Genomic DNA, 16,829 nt, shown 5'->3' on the forward strand with positions numbered 1-16,829 from the left:
CTTTGAGAGCCCGTCATCGACACAAATGCAAGGGAACGGTCCGACCGCTTGCGGACATTCGACATGCCGTGGCAGCTTGCTATGGTGAGCCAGCGCATTCCGATACACGTTTTCCGCGCTCTTCAATTCGTCAGGCGTGAGACGGTCGTGACCGCTGCGCCAATTGATCTCGTGGCAGGGTTTGAGAAGCCTCTGGTTCTCGTTGTCGACGGACGAAGCTTTGATCCCACTCGATCAAGAGTGCGCTCTTTGCGAAGCCGGCTATACCGTTGCTCCAGCACCTGTGCTGAGGCTGAGCGCTTGATCAAGGACAGCCCCGGCCGCTGCTGTTCTGGACGTGAAGTTGCGGGATGGTGACTGCGTTGAGGTCGCGAAGACCTTGACCGCGGGTACGTTGTTCATCCGGATGAGCGCTGAGCCGAGAAGCGGCCAAGAACGCTTGCCTGTATTCGAATCCTACGGGAACCGCGAAACGAGCGTCCAAGGGACGCAATTCTCCGACGTCGTTCACTCAAGCTCATCTCGCAACTTGAACGCTTGTATCAAGCCGCTGCATGTGCGCCGGTGGACCGGATTGCTGCATCCAAACCACGTGCTCAGTTCCGCCCCCGCAATAACTCTACCGTCCGAAACGGCTTTCGCGCGCCAGGTCCACCCCACATGAAAGTTCCGCGAGCAGCACGGACGGAGAGGCCGGTCACAACTCCTTCGCGTGCTCTTTTACTACCGAATCAAGTGCCAGATGGAGAGGCACTGCCTTAGAGAACAGGAAGCCCTGCGCAGTTCTGCAGCCAAGCTTGTACAGAGTTTGCCGATCTGCCTCTGTTTCAACGCCCTCGGCCATGACCTCGATCCCGAGCGTCCTACCAAGATCAATCACCGCTTTGACAAGCAGCCGATCCTCCCGGGACTTGGCTAAGCCGCGAATGAAGCCCTGGTCTATTTTCACCTTCCTGATCCGACTGTCCTTGAGCGATGCCAACGTCGAAAAACCGGTGCCGAAGTCATCGAGCGCGATAGAAATGCCAGCATGTGAAAGCCGGCCAAGCTTTTCATCCACTCTGTCCGGATCCACTGGGGCTTCTTCGGTAATCTCGATGTCGAACATCGTTGCAGGGAGGTCTTTTGCCGCCAGACCATTAAGAATCATCTCGTCAATATCGCCAGCTTCCAATTCGCGCGGTGAAACATTCATCGCCACACGAACATCTCGACAGTCAGCTTTGACCAAGCCCTCGATAAGAGCGCAACAGTCGGCGAATACCGTTTGAGTTAGCAGCTGAAGCATTCCAGTTTCGCGTGCCGCTGTCATGATCTCGGGCGGAGAAATGGGACCGTGAAGCGGGTGAGACCACCTTAGCAAGGCTTCAAAACCGACGACGGCTTCAGTTTCGAGTCTTACGATTGGCTGGAACCAAGGGACCAAGCTTCTCATCGTTATCGCCGAATGAAGATCGCGTTCGATTGACTGGCGGCGTTGCAGTTCCCGGGCTAGCTCGGCATCGAACAGACAAAATTCATTCCTGCCGCGGCGCTTAGCTGTGTAAAGGGCGATGTCGGCCCGCAACAACATTTCCGTTAGTCCGGGGTTTTCAGCCAAGTAGATTCCTATAGACGCTCCAATGCGGACCGATGCGATCCCAGGATAGGGGCGAGCAAGCTTGGCTATGAGATTGGACGCGAGATTGGTGGGAGAAGGAGAATTCTTTCGCGAAGAAAAAACCAGCACGAATTCATCCCCACCGATGCGGGCGAGCGTTGAGCCCTCCGGTGCTTCTTCCTCTATTCGGCGGGCGATCCTGACAAGCAGTTCGTCACCCGTTCTGTGACCGTAGGTATCGTTGACAGATTTGAACCCATCCAGATCAATCAGCATGGCGACAAAGGGCCCATCAGTGTTCTCAAACTGATCGATTGCATGTTCGAGGCCGCGCCTGTTGAGGAGCGCGGTAAGATGGTCCTCCCTGGAATTGCGCTCCATTTCCGCGGCAAGCCGCTCGGCTTGATGTCTCAGGCGGCTCGCGTCACGGAAGCGCGCTTGTCCAACGAACGAGGCTCGAACCAGGCCGCCCTCGAAAAGCAGGACGGCAAAAGCCAGAATGTAGTTTTCCAGGGTTCCCTTCGTCAGCAAGCATGCGGCGGCAATGAGGAGTGGCGGTGTGATGAAGTATATCGCTGCCGCAGCATATGAGCTGCCGTACGTGACCGCGCCAGCTGAAATGCCCGCCAGAATTATTAGATGCAGCGATGCTTGAGACGTCGTGTACCCAGCCGTTAGGACGGCAAGGAATGACCAGGTGAATCCCGCCAGAAGAGCAAGCCTGCCAAACCAGCGAAGCCGCAGCCAAACCCGTGTCAGATCATCCTGGACTCCGGGTTCCTTCAGCTGATGACGGGCGAGTGCAAGGCGGGCGGCATTTATCGCATTAACGACCGAAAACCAGGCCGCGCCAGCAAGACCGTTCCCGGAAAGGGCCTGCACGGTCAAAATCAGCCCGGACAGCACAATGCTTATCGGCATTGAGACGAAAAGGCCTGCCCTCAGATCAGCGAGCTGGTCCTGAAGGATTCTCGCCTCCAGCGGATCTTCTTTTTCCAGGGCTGGACGGGTCAGCTTGCTTACTCCTGCTTGTCCGCAGCCTACGCAGCCCCCCTGAAGGACGGGTTAATTCTTCAATCGGAGATCAGCGTCGGGAGCAGGATTACTCCGGCGCATGATGCACTCTCTCCCATCGCTCGCCCAGCACATCGCGCAAAAATGCAACTGCTGGTGCAGTATCACCGCTGGAGCTCCGCCGAAATCCCATGCCGGACAAGGGGAACATGTTGGGCAAAGCGAAGCCCCAGATGCCTTGCAAGCCGTGCCGCCAGGTGGTCTCTGGAGTAGAGTCCAACCAGTATGTTCGTTGCATGGTAGAGCGGCGCCGCCGACAGGCGCAGCCGCCTTTCGTATATGTGCAGCATGTCGGGGTCGCCAACATTGCGGCCGTCGCGGCACGCAGTCATGATTCCACGGGCGAGCTGCTTCTGGCTGCTGAGACCGATGTTGAATCCGTGAGCGGTCACCGGGTGCATGCCGATGGCAGCGTCGCCGATGAGTGCGGCGCTCGGGGCCCGGAATTTGTGCGCCCACGTCGTGACCAGCGGATAGGTATGGCGCTTGCTTGCCAAGGTCATTTTTCCAAGGCGCCCTCGACACCGTTTCGTCAACTCCGACAGGAACAAATCGTCATCGAAGGCAAGCAGTCTATAGGCCTCGTTTGAGCGCAATGTGAGCAGCAGCGACGACACGCCTTCCGCGAGGGGCAATATCGCTATCGTCTGATGGTGATCGAACCATTCGATGGCGATCTGGTGGTGGGCGCGCTCGTGCCTCACTCGGCAAATCAGCATCGAGTGGCCAAGCCGGTTGATATCGGCGCCGATGCCCAGCAGATCACGCGTGGCGGACAAACGCGAATCCGCGGCAACAACAAGCCGAGCAGTTAAACGCGCGCCATTAGAGAGCGTTACGACTGCTCCTTCTTGGCTGTTTGTTGCATCGACGACCGAGTGGCCGCACAACAGCCGGGCGCGATCCTGCAAGCGGACGATTTTGAACAGCGCCTCGCGGATCCGGCAATTTGGAACCAAAACCCCCAGCGGTTCTCCAGAGTTGCTGGGAGGATCGAAACGAAGAGCGAATGCGCTCGAGCCGTTGAGCACGCGCGCGCCTTGAAGTGCTGATTTGTCCGAAGCCGGGATGACATCCCAGGCGCCGAGCTCGCGAAGGGTTCTGATCGAAGCGTTGGTCAGCGCGATTTCGCGACCATCGAAAGCCGGATTCGCCAGACTATAGAATGTGTTCTGTTCAACAACTGCCACCTTGAGTTCGCTTTGGGCAAGCGACGCAGCGAACGAAAGGCCGACCGGCCCGGCTCCAACGACAACGATGTCAAAATTCTCGTCAGAGCCCATCAGCGTGCCGCCATCCCGTCGGCTATCCTCGTGTAACGGTGGAACTGAGCCGAGTGACATCCGCTGAGCTCCGTGCCCGCCGCATTGCCTAAAGGCGCTGGGCCGCGGGATTCGCATGGATCGGCAACGAAGCACGCAACCCGCTCAGAGGTGGATGCGGCTAACCGAACCCGCCCTTTCGCCGCGCAGCCGCGCAGATCGCCGCCAGCAAGCGAGACACTCGCGACGCTGGTCAGCCACGGCCGCGCCGCATCGATGGCCACATTCCACTTGGAACCCGTGCGCATAGCTACTCACGCTCCACGACGTCGAAGCGGGTTCTCTTGCTAGGGTATCGAACGTAGCGCTCTCTCTCGTCATCCCAGCCAAGGTAGCGGAAACTTTTATGCACGACCGCGCATATCTTCGCAAGAACCTGCTGCATGGCTTCGATGTCGATGTCCTTGCAATTCAGTCGCCGATAGAGCAAAGCCCACGCGGCGACATAGTCGTCGAAATAGCGCGCGTCACTCGAACCAATGATCAACTTCGGACGGTTGGTCGATCTCGAAAACGCACGTCCCAACCCCGATGATGCTCCGCAGCACGTTGACATCACGAGGATCTTCGGCGCTGGATCCGAGCCCTGGAACATTTCTACGAAGTCAGCCCAAAGTAGGCTACCTCGCCCACTGGACGAAGCGATCCCGTCTCCATTGCCGTGCCAGCGATGTGAAGCACGTCGCACTTCGCCTTGTTCGCTTGGACTACAGCCTCACGAAAATGCTTTCGGTCCAAAGTAATGCGATAGTCCGAGTGGATGTTGAAAGCCTTTAACAACTGCTGCAGGATCGGTCCCTCGTGCTTGTCGTGGTAGTAGTCTTTCGCGTAGTGGCAGTCGATGATGTGAACGGTTTTCATGGCACTCCAGCCGTTTGTTCGTTGATCGTCGTGACGAGCGGATACCACGCGCCCGGAACCGCGTGACGTACGCTGAGTTCCGGTGCCGTCGCATAGCCTCAAGGCGCGGGCCGGGAATCCGGATGGATCGGGAACGACGCACACAACCCATCAAAGGCGAAAGCTGTTGATCGGCCCCCGTTTCCGCGCAGCCACGCTGATGGCCAGCCAGCAAGCGAGATACACACGACCCTGGTCAGGTAAATGGCTGCGCCGTAAGCACAAGGCATAGCCGACCACACGACAGAAAAACCCGGCACCGTGAAGGTGCTGATAATGACGACCAAACTTTCCGTGAGTCATGCAGTTCTCCCTCGAAGACTGGTCTATAGACCACACCGATGAGTATGACCCTGATCTGGATCAGCCAGACATGACCAACCGGCACTGTCGGTTCTCGGTCGGGTGATCGATCGCGACGTTCCACTTTGGAACCCGTGCGCACATTGCCAAGCTCTCGTCGGCCACGCGAGGTACTTTCGTGGCATCAGCCGCCTCAGTTGGTGCAATGGGAGGGCAGTCCTTCGCACGACAGAGGCTTTTCACAAATCGATGTAGTGCGCAGCTTAGGTCAAGGTGGTCATGGAGCATGGACAGCTTGTTCCCGACCGAGCCGGCTCGACTGACGAGCGCGATCCGCGCATCTTATGCACAGCGGATTGAAATCAGCGTTCCGGTTTGTCGTCCCGATCAATTAGTATCCGCTCGGCGGCTCCGTCGAGATCTTCGTATTGACCGCTTCGCAATGCCCAGACGAAGCCGGACAGGCCCAATGCACCCAGAAAAAGGGCCACGGGTATGAGATAGAGTAAGGTCGTCACGAGGATTGTGCCGAATAGCTGACTGCGGAGCGTCTGACTTTTTGAATAACTTGCACCGTCGCATTCGCCATGAAGCCGTGCAAGCGCAATGCGTTTCCAATAACAAGCAGCGATGAGGCAGACATGGCAATCGCCGCTATCAAGGGCGTGACGTGCCCGAGGATGGCGATTGGTACTGCCACCGCATTGTAGACGATTGCGATTGCGATGTTCTGCCGGATCAGGTGTCCTGCCTTGCGCGAGACGCCCAGGGCGAGCGGCACCGCCAGGAGGCTTTCGCGCAGGAAGACGAAGTCTGCCGCGTTGCGGCCAATGTCGACGGCGGTGGCCGGTGCGATCGAGACATGCGCCGCGCTCAGCGCCGGCGTATCGTTGAGGCCGTCGCCAACCATCAGAACCTTGTGCCCAACTTTCGCGAGGGTCTCGATGCGCTCGACCTTGCCCGATGGCAGCAGGCACGGAACGAAGTCGTGGATATCCAGCAGCTTTGCCACTTCGGCGCAGGCTGCGGCGGTATCGCCCGACAGCATTTCGATCGACACCCCGTCACCGTTCAACTGTTGGATGCCCGCTCCAGCGTCGGCGCGCAACGCATCCTCGAAAACGAAGGATGCGGCAATCATCCCGTTTCTCGTCAGGACCGTTCCGCCGTAGCCGTGTTTGCCTTCACCGCCAGTTCGAGCCTTCCAGCCGGCCCATCCGCGTCGACCCAGTCGCCAGGTGCTTCCCGCGTCAGTGGCTTCGATTCCAAACCCGGGATGCTCGGTCACAGTATCGAATTTGTGCTGCCCGCCAGGAGCGGCAAAACCGGCTATGGCCTTTGAAAACGGATGGCGGGAATGCGCGGCCATGTCGGCGGCGATTGCCAGCATCGCCGGATCAATCGAGTCCGCGTTGACCAGCCGGGGCTGGCCGAGCGTGAGCGTGCCGGTCTTGTCGAACACGGCAGTATCGATCGCCGCGAGGCGCTCCATGGCCGAACCGTCCTTGACCATGATGCCGCTCTCGAAAAGCCGCCGCGCCGCGACCACCTGCACGATCGGCACCGCGAGGCCAAGCGCGCACGGGCATGTGATGATGAGAACGGCGATGGCGATCGTCATCGCCCGATGCCAGTCGCCGGTCGCCGCCATCCAGCCCAGGAATGTCACAAAGGCGGTGAGATGGACCACTGGGGCATAAAGCGCTGAAACGCGGTCGGCGATACGGCGATAGTGCGCGCGGCCGCCCTCGGCGGCCTCCATCAACCGGACCATTTCCGCGAGGAACGAATCCTTTGCGGCGGCTGTCGCCTCAATCGTCAGCGGGCCGGTAAGGTTGAGCACGCCGGCCTGTACTGCTTCGCCCGGCGCCACGTTTTTCGGCGTGCTTTCGCCTGAGGCCAGCGAGCAGTCGAGATCCGACGTTCCCTGGATGATCTTGCCGTCGACAGGGATCCTCTCACCGGCCGCGATCAACAACCGCATGCCTGGTTCGATCTCGCCGACCGGCAGATAGTCGCGCGCGCCGTCGCCGCGCATCACCATGGCGCCACGCGCGGCCAGCTGAGACAGGCCCTTCACGGCAGTCCGGGCACGCTCCCGCATCACATGATCCAGCGTGCGCCCGATCAAAAGGAAGAACAGCAGCGATACCGACGCGTCGAAATAGGCGTGGTCGCCATGATTGATCGTCTCATAGAGGCTCATGGCATAGGCGAGCGAAACACCGACCGCGATGGGCACGTCCATATTCATGCGACCATGGCGCAAAGCATTCCAGGCCGAACGGAAGAAGATTCCGCCGGCGAAGGCGAGGGCAGGAATGGCGATCAGCGCCGAGACCCAGTGAAACAGGTCGCGGGTAGCACCTTCGGCGCCGGACCAGACAGAGACCGAAAGCAGCATGATGTTGCCCGCCGCAAAGCCGGCAACAGCGACGGCGCGGATCAGTTCGGCAAGCGTCTTGTCCTTGTCATCGACCTCGGGTGTGAACAGATGCGCCTCGTAGCCCAGCCTGCCAAGCGCGGCGACGAAGGGTGGCACCTCGTCTCCTCGCCACCGGACCGCGACCCGCTTCGTCGACAGGTTGACGCGCGCGCTTTCGACGTGATCGAGCTTTCCAAGTGCCGCCTCGATCGTCTGGATGCAGGCGGCGCAATGAACCGTCGGCACTGAAAGATCGGTCTGCCGAAGATTGTCGCCAAGCGATCGGCTCGCCAACCTGATCTCCTGGCTGGATGGCAGGACCGACGTGGCGCCGTTCAGATCCAGCGCCATTTCAGCGCCCGGTGCACAACAGCTCATTGCAGCGCTCCATGGGAAATCATAATCCTGCGGACGTCGCGATAGGGTCGTGTCAGGCCGGCATCGGCGTCGACTTCGACGATCCAGACGCCGTCCTTCGGCATATGCTGGGCGGCGAACTCCTGGCCGGAGGCGAGGGCGAGCGTGACGGACTTGTCCTCTTTCTCGTAGGCGGGATGACGAAACAGCACCTTGACGCCGTGCAGAGGAACCGGCTTGCCGAATGCGTCGGAGAGGCTGTAGCGGACTTCGCCCCATGCGATGGTCAGCTTGCCGGTCCAACCGAGCGCTGCTTGGGCGCGGCCGGCCTCGGCCTCCTTCTTGAATTGCTGGCTGGCCACATAGGTGTTCTCGACGACGAGGCCGGTCCAGCTCGTATTGGCGAGCGTGGCCATGGTCAGGTTGACGGCGATGACCACCCCGAAGAAGGTGAGAATGATGGCCAGCATGTGCCTGCCGGTGAATTCGCGAGGCTTTTGGGCATTGGCGGTCATTTGGCGGCCTCTGGCGCGTTGAATGTGGCGGTGTATTCGTTCGACTCGAAGCTCGCCTTATCCTCGACACGGAACTTGAAGGTCTGTGCCGGGGCGTGGATCTGGTCCGCGGGCTGGCGAACGAAGACCTTCAACGTTTTCAGGCGGTCGGGTTCGACCGGGATGGCGAAAGACCGGCCCGCCGGGATGTCGTCGCCCACGACGACCATGTCGGCACCCTTCAGACCCTGCATGGTGACGACGATTGTCCTTGGCTCAGGGATCATGTTGAGCAGCTTCACGGTATAGCCATTGCGGATGGAGCCATCGGATAGCGTGACGAATTGCGGATTGCGGTCATGCAGCACGTTCAGTTCGAGCCGATCGCGCGTCAGCAGCGAATAGAGCAGGCCCAGCCCGATCAGCGACCATAGGCCCATGTAGATGTAGGTGCGCGGCCGGAAGATCTTGCGAATGTGAAAATGCGCCACCTGATCGGAGAAGGTGCCGACAGCAGTCCTGACCAGCGACGGATTGATTGAACTGGAGCCGCCTGCGGTCGCCAGCATCATGTTGGCGTTGTAGTCGGAGAGCGTCGCGTAGGAGATCAGCCCGCGCTCCTTGCCGAGCTTGTCCATGACGCCGTCGCAGGCGTCGATACACAGCGCGCAGGTAATGCATTCGAGCTGCTGGCCGTGGCGAATGTCGATTCCCATTGGGCAGACCGCGACGCAGGCATTGCAGTCGACGCAGTCGCCGACGGACTGCCCCGAGGCTTGCACCTTCTTGGCGTGGCGCGATCGCGGCTCGCCGCGCCAGTCATTGTAGGTGACGGTGAGCGAATTCTCGTCGAGCATGGCTGCCTGGATGCGCGGCCATGGGCACATATAGGTGCAGACCTGTTCGCGCATCAGGCCGCCGAACGTGTAGGTGGTCGCCGTCAACACGGCGATGGTGATGTAGGCGACAGGTGCGGCGGTACCGGTGAAAAGCTCGCCCATAAGTGTCGGTGCATCAGCGAAATAGAAAATCCAGGCGCCGCCGGTCGCCGCAGCGATGACCAGCCAGACGGCATGCTTCGATACGCGCAGCATCAGCTTGCGGGCGGTCCAGGGACCAGCGTCAAGTTTCATTCGGGCGTTGCGGTCCCCCTCGATCGCACGTTCAACGAGAAGGAACAGATCGACCCACACGGTCTGCGGACATGCATAGCCGCACCAGGCACGGCCGACAGTCGAGGTAATCAGGAAAAGTCCAACGCCGGCCATGACCAATAGGCCGGCCACATAGAAGAATTCCTGCGGCCAGATCTCGATGAAGAAGAAGTAGAAGCGCCGATTGGCGACATCGAGCAGCACGGCCTGGTCCGGGGCAAATGGACCGCGAGCCCAAGGCAGCCACGCAGCCAGGTAATAGATGCCAAGTGTGATCGTCATCACCAGCCATTTGAAGCGACGAAAGTTGCCCGAGGCGCGCTTCGGAAAGATCTTTTGACGCGCGGCATAAAGGGGCTTGCGGGTTTTGGCGGAATTGACAGTTTCTGTTTCGAGCCGTGTCAACTGCGTCTTGTCACGCACGTGCAACTCCACTTTCCCAGCCAATGTCAGGGGCACCTGTCGAAAAGCCTCGCGGTAGGACAGCCTTGCCGGGTTGTGCAGATCGCATTAGGAATGGTGTCGAGGCCCGGCTCACGCCGGGCCTCGTCCGCTTGGCAGGGGGGACCGAAGAATAGGGCTTCCATTCCTATTCTCCGCCGCCAAGCGAATGGACATAAACTGCAAGTTCCTTGACCTTGATTTCGCCGAGACGGCCAACCCAGGCCGGCATGATACCCTGCTTTGGCGCACGAACCTGGGCGGCGATGGCCGTCTCGCCGGACCCGTAAAGCCAGATCGCGTCGGTCAGGTCGGGGGCGCCGAATTCCCTGTTGCCTTTTGCATTGTCGCCGTGACAGGCGACGCAGTTCTCGGCAAAGACCTTGGCGCCGGGTTGGATCAGACTTGCATCGCGGACCTTGCCGGAAAGGCTGGCCACGTAGGCGCTGACTTGTGCGATCTGGTCGGCGGCGATGATGTCGCCGAAGGCCGGCATTTCTGACAGTCGCGTGTCCGGATCGGAAGCAAAGCGGAGGCCGTGCGTGATCGTCTGCTGGATCTGGTCGGGGCTGCCGCCCCACAGCCAGTCATCGTCATTCAGGTTGGGAAAGCCCTTCGATCCCTGAGCGCCGGAGCCGTGGCATTGCGTACAGTTGACCTTGAACGCGGCAGCCCCGGCAGCGACCGCGAATTCGCGCAAGTCATCGTCAGTCAAGATCTCCGAGACGCTCTTTGCCTGGATGGCTGCAACATACTTGCCATTGGCGGCCTCGGCCGCGGCAAGGTCGTTCTTGACGTCCTTACGGCTTGAATAGCCGAGCATGCCCTTGGTTGCCGAGGTCAGCATCGGCCATGCCGGGTATGCGGTCGTATAGACGAGCGCCCACGCTATGGTGACGTAGAAGGTAATCACCCACCATCGCGGCAGAGGATTGTTGAGCTCCCTGATGCCGTCCCATTCATGGCCGGTGGTTGAGACGCCGGAGACCTCATCGATGTGCTCGTCGCTCATGATCACTCGTCCTCGAGCGGAATGCGGGCAGCTTCGTCGGCCAGCCTTCGGCTGCCGGGGCGTAGGGCAAAGGCGATGCACCCGACGAAGAACAGCGCCATCGCAACCAGGCCCCAGCTGTCGGCAAACGCCCGCATCAAATTGTAGGTCATCAGCGTTCTCCTCAGCGGTAGCCGGCGGCTTCGTCGTAATTTTTGAAGTCGACCAGTGTGCCAAGCATCTGCAGGTAGGCGAGCAGGGCATCCATTTCGGTGACCTGTTGCGGGTTGCCGTCGAAGTCGCCGATCTTGGCTTTGGGGTAACGCGCCTCAAGGCCTGATGTGTCGGCATTGGGATCGGCCTGCGCCGCCAAATCCGCATTGGCGTGCGCGATCATGTCATCGGTGTAAGGGACGGCTACACGCCTGTTGGCGATCAGATGCGTCGAGAAATCCTTCACGTCGATCGGCGTGTCTTTCAGGAACCCATAGCTCGGCATGATCGATTCCGGCACCACCGAGCGCGGGTCGGTAAGATGCGCGACATGCCATGCATTCGAGTAGCGGTCGCCAACTCTGGCGAGATCCGGCCCGGTGCGCTTCGATCCCCACTGGAAGGGGTGATCGTACATGGACTCGGCAGCCAGGCTGTAGTGGCCATAGCGCTCAACTTCGTCGCGGAACGGCCTGATCATCTGGCTATGACAGAGAAAGCAGCCCTCGCGCATATAGATGTTGCGCCCGACAAGTTCGAGCGGCGAGTAGGGGCGCATGCCTTCCACCTTCTCGATCGTATTGTCGAGATAGAAGAGAGGCGCTATCTCGACGATACCGCCGACCGTCACCACGAGCAGCGAGCCAACGAGAAGAAGCGTGGCGTTCTTCTCGATGATTGCGTGTTTGTCCATCAAGCCCATTACCTGGCTCCTGATCGCGCAGGTCGGATGGCGACGGGGCTCGGCATCGGCTCCTCCTCGCGCTGGTGGCCGAGGATGGTCCTGGTGATGTTCCAGGCCATGATCAGGGCGCCGGAGAGGTACATGGCCCCACCGATGGCGCGCATGACGTAGTATGGGTGCATGGCGGCGACGGTTTCGGCGAAGGAATAGACCAGGAAGCCCTGCTCGTCATATTCACGCCACATCAGGCCCTGCATGATGCCGGACACCCACATGACCGAGGCGTAGACGACGATCCCTAGTGTCGCCAGCCAAAAGTGCCAGGTGACGAGCCGCAGCGAGTAGAGCCGGTGACGGCACCAGAGCTTCGGCACCATGTAGTAGATCGCGCCGAACGAGATCATGCCAACCCAGCCGAGCGCGCCCGAATGGACGTGGCCGATGGTCCAGTCGGTATAATGCGACAGCGAATTGACCGCCCGGATCGCCATGATGGGGCCTTCGAAGGTCGACATGCCATAGAAGGCGACGGCCATCACCATCATGCGTATGATCGGATCGGTGCGCAGCTTGTCCCAGGCGCCGGACAGGGTCATCAGGCCGTTGATCATGCCGCCCCAGGACGGCATCCACAGCATGATCGAGAACACCATGCCGAGCGTCTGCGCCCAATCTGGCAAGGCGGTGTAGTGCAGGTGATGCGGCCCGGCCCAGATGTAGAGAAAGATGATCGCCCAGAAATGGACGATCGACAGCCGGTACGAATAGACTGGCCGGTTCGCCTGCTTGGGCACGAAATAATACATCATGCCGAGGAAGCCGGCGGTGAGAAAGAAGCCGACCGCGTTGTGGCCGTACCACCATTGGGTCAGCGCGTCCTGGACCCCAGAAAAGGCGGAGTAGCTCTTGGAGCCCAGGAACGAGACTGGCATGGATAGGTTGTTGACCACATGCAGCATCGCGATGGTCACGATGAACGACAGGTAGAACCAGTTGGCCACGTAGATATGCGGTTCCTTGCGCTTCAGGATCGTGCCAAGGAACAGAATGAGGTAGGCGACCCAGACGATGGTCAGCCAGACATCCACATACCATTCGGGTTCGGCGTACTCGCGGCCCTCGGTGATGCCGAGCAGATAGCCGGTCGCGGCCATGACGATGAACAGCTGGTAGCCCCAGAAGACGAACCAGGCGAGATCACGGCCGAAGAGGCGGGCGCGGCAGGTGCGCTGCACGACATACAGAGACGTGCAAAGCAGCGCGTTGCCGCCGAAGGCGAAGACGACACCGGATGTGTGCAGCGGCCGCAAACGACCGAAATTGAACCAGGGCTGGATGTTGAGATCGGGATAGGCGAGTTGAAGCGCGATCACCACGCCGACCAGCATGCCGACGACACCCCAGAACACGGTGGCGATCGCGCCGTAGCGGATCGGACCATCCATGTAAGCGGATGGGTCAATCGGAGCTGCTGGCTTGAACTCCGTGTTGCGCAACAGGATCGCAGTGAAACCAGCCACTGCGAAGAACAACACCCACATATGTCGGCGGAAAGGTTCATCCACGCCGAAGCCGGCGGCCACCAGGGCCGCAAAAGCGAACACGCTTAGAAGGACGATCTCTGTGCCGAATTTCATTGCAGATCCCGATCTCGAATCTGGTGGATGCCAAATCCGCAGCGCACTAATTGCGCAGCCTCCGCCCCCTCGCCCTGATCTATGTCAGGCCGCACGATTTTGTGTCGGCGGCGCAATCAGCAGGTGGCGAATGAACGAGGAACGCAGCGCGGGCTCACCCCCTCATGGAAGGCGTTCCCTGGGTTGGGCGGGCGCAGACGCGATCGATTGAGGGGAAAGCTGAGGCTATGCGAGGCGTTGGATGCTATTGCCGATGCCCTGCCAAAGGTTATTCGGATCCCATTGGAAACGAAGGCGATCGTTCGGCCGAGCCGTGGCAGCTTAAGGACCGTGCTTCGCCGGTACATGCCGAAACACACTTGGCGATTGGTCACGTCCCTATCAAAGCCCGAAAGCTGTCTGTCTCGACCGTGACGCCGCTTCTTCGAAGGCGCGGCGACATCGCACGAGAAGGCAAACACGGCCCGCCCCGGAGCCATGCGACATGGCCTCGCCGCTTAGGGCCGCTCGCGTCCGCCGCCACAGCGCTTCTCCAGACGGCTTATGCTGTCCACCGTCACATGGCGTGCGTTCTCAATCCGAATCACCCCGTCAGCCCGCAATCGCGTCAGTTGGCGGCTCACGGTCTCGTTGGTGATTCCAAGGAAATCAGACATTTCGGCACGCGTCAGCGGCAGATCGAAGGACGCCGACCCGGAAGCCGCATCGAAACTGGAATCGATATTCCGGGCCATCATGAGGAGAAAAGTCGCCACCTTTTCCGGAGCTGTCTTGCGCCCCAGCGTCACCATCCACTCGCGCGCCTCATCGAGTTCATTCAGCGTCTGTTTGAGCAGGCGATGCTCGAATTCCCGTGACGCCTTCATCATCCGTTCGACGGCCGCTCGCGGAAACGAACACAGCGTGACTGCTGTTGCCGCTTCCGCATTGATCGAGCTTTCCACCTTGAAAGGACGTCCCAGAAAATCCGGTGCAAACTGGAGACCGACGATCTGCTGGCGCCCATCCGACAGGCTCTTTGATAGCTTTACCACGCCTGAAAGCACGTTGGAGTAGCTGTCGACGTTCTGTGCCTCGCCGGTCAACTCCATTCCTGACTCGATCCGGCGACGCGAGCAAGTCTTGGCGAGCCCAACCAAATTGTCTGGATCGAGCGCACCGCAGACACCGCGACGCCTTGCCTCGCAAGGGAGGCAAAGAACAGGAATGCCGGAACTATGAATGTCTTGCCGAAAGGTCATGCGTTCGCCTTACCCGATCCTAACTGCCGGCAGGATACCCATCCAGGGTAGAGAAATCCTGCGGCGGTTTGTCCATGAGCGCGGCTGATCGAGATCAGGGTCTGCTTCAGCGATGCGTGCAGTGTTCCGGCGGGCAACACGGTGAACGCGAGATGCAATCGGAAATAGCTGTCAAACTCAGCGAGAACGTCCCACGCTACACCAGCTATCCGACGGCGCCGCATTTCCATTCGGGGATCGATGCTGCCATTTACCGTGGCTGGTTGGAGGCGCTGGAAAGCGGCGACGAAATCTCGCTGTATCTGCACATTCCTTACTGCGACAAGCTCTGCTGGTTCTGCGCCTGCCACACCAAGCAGACGCACCAATATGAGCCGGTGGCCGCTTATCTGCGCTCGCTGAATGCCGAAATCGTCACGATTGCCGGTCTGGTGAGCGGCAAGGCACATGTCCGTGCAATCCACTTCGGTGGCGGTTCGCCAACTATTCTGAGGCCCGATGATATGGTTGCTCTTGGAGCGGCCTTGCGGGACAGCTTCGACCTTCTCCCGGATGCTACGGTCAGCATCGAAATCGAAACCAACGACATGGACAAGGCGCGCCTTGATGCACTTGCTCAAATCGGCGTAACGCGGGCGAGCCTCGGCGTGCAGGATTTCGATCCGCAAGTGCAAAAAGCAATTAATCGTGAGCAGAGTTTTTTGCAGACCAAGGCAGTCGTCGACGGGGTTCGTTCGCGGGGCGTCGAATCGGTCAATCTGGACCTGCTCTACGGGCTCCCGAATCAGACACGCGAGACGATGTGTTCCACGGTGGCGCAGGCACTGACCTTGGAGCCAGACCGGATGGCCCTGTTCGGCTACGCACATGTGCCCTGGTTCAAGAAGCATCAGACGATGATCGACGAGGCATGGCTGCCGAGTCCCACTGAGCGTTTCGCCCAATCTCAACTCGCGGCGCGGGCAATTGTCGCCAAGGGATATGAGGCAATAGGACTCGATCATTTCGCGAAGCCCGACGATGCGCTGGCCATAGCGGCCCGCGCAGGGGTTTTGCATCGCAATTTTCAGGGCTACACTGAGGATCGCTGCCCGACACTGATCGGACTTGGCCCTTCGTCCATCGGTCGTTTTCGCCAAGGCTACGTGCAGAACATGGCTTCGACTGCCGGGTACGGGCGCATGGTTGCTGATGGCGGGTTGGCTGCCGTCCGCGGCGTTGCCCTTTCCGACGACGATCGCGTCCGTGGCTGGATCATCGAGCGGCTGATGTGTGATTTTGCCTTCTCGGCAGTCGATCTGGTGGAGCGGTTCGGCAAAGCCGGCGAGCAGCTCCTTCATCGCTCGAGGTCCATCGCACTCCACGATCCTGCCCGAGCGCTTGAATTCGATGGTGACAGTTTCATCGTACGGACTGAAAGTCGCCCCTTCGTTCGAACCATCGCGGCCAAGTTCGATACATATTTCAAAGGGGGAACGGCGAGGCACTCGGTGGCGGTCTGAGTAAAGCACAGTGCGCTCGCCGTTTGGTCGATCGGCGAACCAGCTGCGTTTCGTTTTGACCGCTCATAGGCGACTACCGCATCCAATCGAAAATGCAAACTTAGGCTGTTGCGCGGTATCTCCTTCCACATCCTCTCTTGCGCATACCTGCATTCCAAGGTGTTTGATCCTATGCTTCGCGAGGAGCAGGTAGGTCGCGACAGCTAGGCAATGTTCCAGCTGCCCTAGCGGAGGAGTCACGACTTTTCGGCAAGCTCCGTCGGCAGACCTTCTTTTCTGGCCTTGGCAAAGGCTCGGTCGCCTTCCAGAAACGCCGCCAGCATGAAAGGGATGAGTTCTGCCACGGTTTCAGACTGACCATAGGTCTGACGGTAAAGTGCAGCATACTCCTTGAGTGTTTGGCTCAGCTCCGCGCTGACGGTAATGGTGATCTTCGAAGCTGTTCGGTCCGGAAGCTTTCCAAGTTTCAGGTCAGCCATGGTAACTCCTG

15 protein-coding genes are annotated in these 16,829 nt (G+C 59.8%); 1 reads left to right on the forward strand and 14 read right to left on the reverse strand.

The window, feature by feature from the left end; all coding sequences use genetic code 11:
- Nucleotides 1-697: 697 nt before the first annotated feature.
- From RPG13_RS30405 to RPG13_RS30465, 13 genes are all read right to left on the reverse strand, one after another.
- On the reverse strand, nt 698-2,521 hold the full coding sequence (locus RPG13_RS30405) for a putative bifunctional diguanylate cyclase/phosphodiesterase (protein WP_337126717.1): 1,824 nt from the start codon (nt 2,519-2,521) through the stop codon (nt 698-700).
- A 257-nt stretch (nt 2,522-2,778) separates the two neighbouring features.
- A complete protein-coding gene (gene ubiM, locus RPG13_RS30410; protein WP_095488531.1) occupies nt 2,779-3,957 on the reverse strand; it encodes a 5-demethoxyubiquinol-8 5-hydroxylase UbiM in 1,179 nt (392 codons plus the stop codon).
- A gap of 289 nt (nt 3,958-4,246) precedes the next feature.
- On the reverse strand, nt 4,247-4,591 hold the full coding sequence (locus RPG13_RS30415) for a hypothetical protein (protein ID WP_337126718.1): 345 nt from the start codon (nt 4,589-4,591) through the stop codon (nt 4,247-4,249).
- A 2-nt stretch (nt 4,592-4,593) separates the two neighbouring features.
- Nucleotides 4,594-4,857, reverse strand: coding sequence for a hypothetical protein (locus RPG13_RS30420; protein WP_337126719.1), 264 nt, complete (start codon nt 4,855-4,857; stop codon nt 4,594-4,596).
- A gap of 704 nt (nt 4,858-5,561) precedes the next feature.
- Nucleotides 5,562-5,717 (reverse strand): cbb3-type cytochrome oxidase assembly protein CcoS, encoded by a 156-nt coding sequence (gene ccoS / locus RPG13_RS30425; protein ID WP_095488533.1) that lies wholly within the window; start codon nt 5,715-5,717, stop codon nt 5,562-5,564.
- Nucleotides 5,714-8,002, reverse strand: a complete 2,289-nt coding sequence (locus RPG13_RS30430) for a cation-translocating P-type ATPase (RefSeq protein WP_337126720.1) — start codon at nt 8,000-8,002, stop codon at nt 5,714-5,716. The genes ccoS and RPG13_RS30430 overlap by 4 nt, the downstream gene beginning before the upstream one ends.
- Nucleotides 7,999-8,496 (reverse strand): FixH family protein, encoded by a 498-nt coding sequence (locus RPG13_RS30435; protein ID WP_337126721.1) that lies wholly within the window; start codon nt 8,494-8,496, stop codon nt 7,999-8,001. The genes RPG13_RS30430 and RPG13_RS30435 overlap by 4 nt, the downstream gene beginning before the upstream one ends.
- Nucleotides 8,493-10,052: a cytochrome c oxidase accessory protein CcoG gene (gene ccoG, locus RPG13_RS30440; protein ID WP_337126722.1), complete on the reverse strand. Its 1,560-nt coding sequence runs from the start codon at nt 10,050-10,052 to the stop codon at nt 8,493-8,495. The genes RPG13_RS30435 and ccoG overlap by 4 nt, the downstream gene beginning before the upstream one ends.
- Before the next feature lie 166 nt (nt 10,053-10,218).
- Nucleotides 10,219-11,082, reverse strand: coding sequence for a cytochrome-c oxidase, cbb3-type subunit III (gene ccoP, locus RPG13_RS30445; protein ID WP_126105063.1), 864 nt, complete (start codon nt 11,080-11,082; stop codon nt 10,219-10,221).
- A gap of 2 nt (nt 11,083-11,084) precedes the next feature.
- Nucleotides 11,085-11,234, reverse strand: coding sequence for a cbb3-type cytochrome c oxidase subunit 3 (locus RPG13_RS30450; RefSeq protein ID WP_024502864.1), 150 nt, complete (start codon nt 11,232-11,234; stop codon nt 11,085-11,087).
- Between the two features lie 11 nt (nt 11,235-11,245).
- Entirely contained in the window at nt 11,246-11,977 is a 732-nt protein-coding gene (gene ccoO, locus RPG13_RS30455) for a cytochrome-c oxidase, cbb3-type subunit II (protein ID WP_095488537.1), read from the reverse strand.
- Nucleotides 11,977-13,596, reverse strand: a complete 1,620-nt coding sequence (gene ccoN, locus RPG13_RS30460) for a cytochrome-c oxidase, cbb3-type subunit I (RefSeq protein ID WP_337126723.1) — start codon at nt 13,594-13,596, stop codon at nt 11,977-11,979. Before ccoN ends, ccoO begins: the two co-directional genes overlap by 1 nt.
- Before the next feature lie 497 nt (nt 13,597-14,093).
- Nucleotides 14,094-14,837 carry a Crp/Fnr family transcriptional regulator gene (locus tag RPG13_RS30465; protein ID WP_337126724.1) on the reverse strand — a complete coding sequence of 248 codons (744 nt, stop codon included), beginning with the start codon at nt 14,835-14,837 and terminating at the stop codon, nt 14,094-14,096.
- A 152-nt stretch (nt 14,838-14,989) separates the two neighbouring features.
- Between RPG13_RS30465 and hemN the strand changes: the two genes are divergently transcribed.
- On the forward strand, nt 14,990-16,339 hold the full coding sequence (gene hemN, locus RPG13_RS30470) for an oxygen-independent coproporphyrinogen III oxidase (protein ID WP_337127077.1): 1,350 nt from the start codon (nt 14,990-14,992) through the stop codon (nt 16,337-16,339).
- A gap of 236 nt (nt 16,340-16,575) precedes the next feature.
- Here hemN and RPG13_RS30475 read toward each other — a convergent pair whose 3' ends face one another.
- Nucleotides 16,576-16,818 carry a DUF2274 domain-containing protein gene (locus tag RPG13_RS30475; protein WP_337126725.1) on the reverse strand — a complete coding sequence of 81 codons (243 nt, stop codon included), beginning with the start codon at nt 16,816-16,818 and terminating at the stop codon, nt 16,576-16,578.
- Nucleotides 16,819-16,829 lie beyond the last annotated feature (11 nt).

Source organism: Mesorhizobium sp. ISC15 (assembly GCF_037162615.1).
GTDB classification, from domain to species: Bacteria; Pseudomonadota; Alphaproteobacteria; order Rhizobiales; family Rhizobiaceae; genus Mesorhizobium; species Mesorhizobium mediterraneum.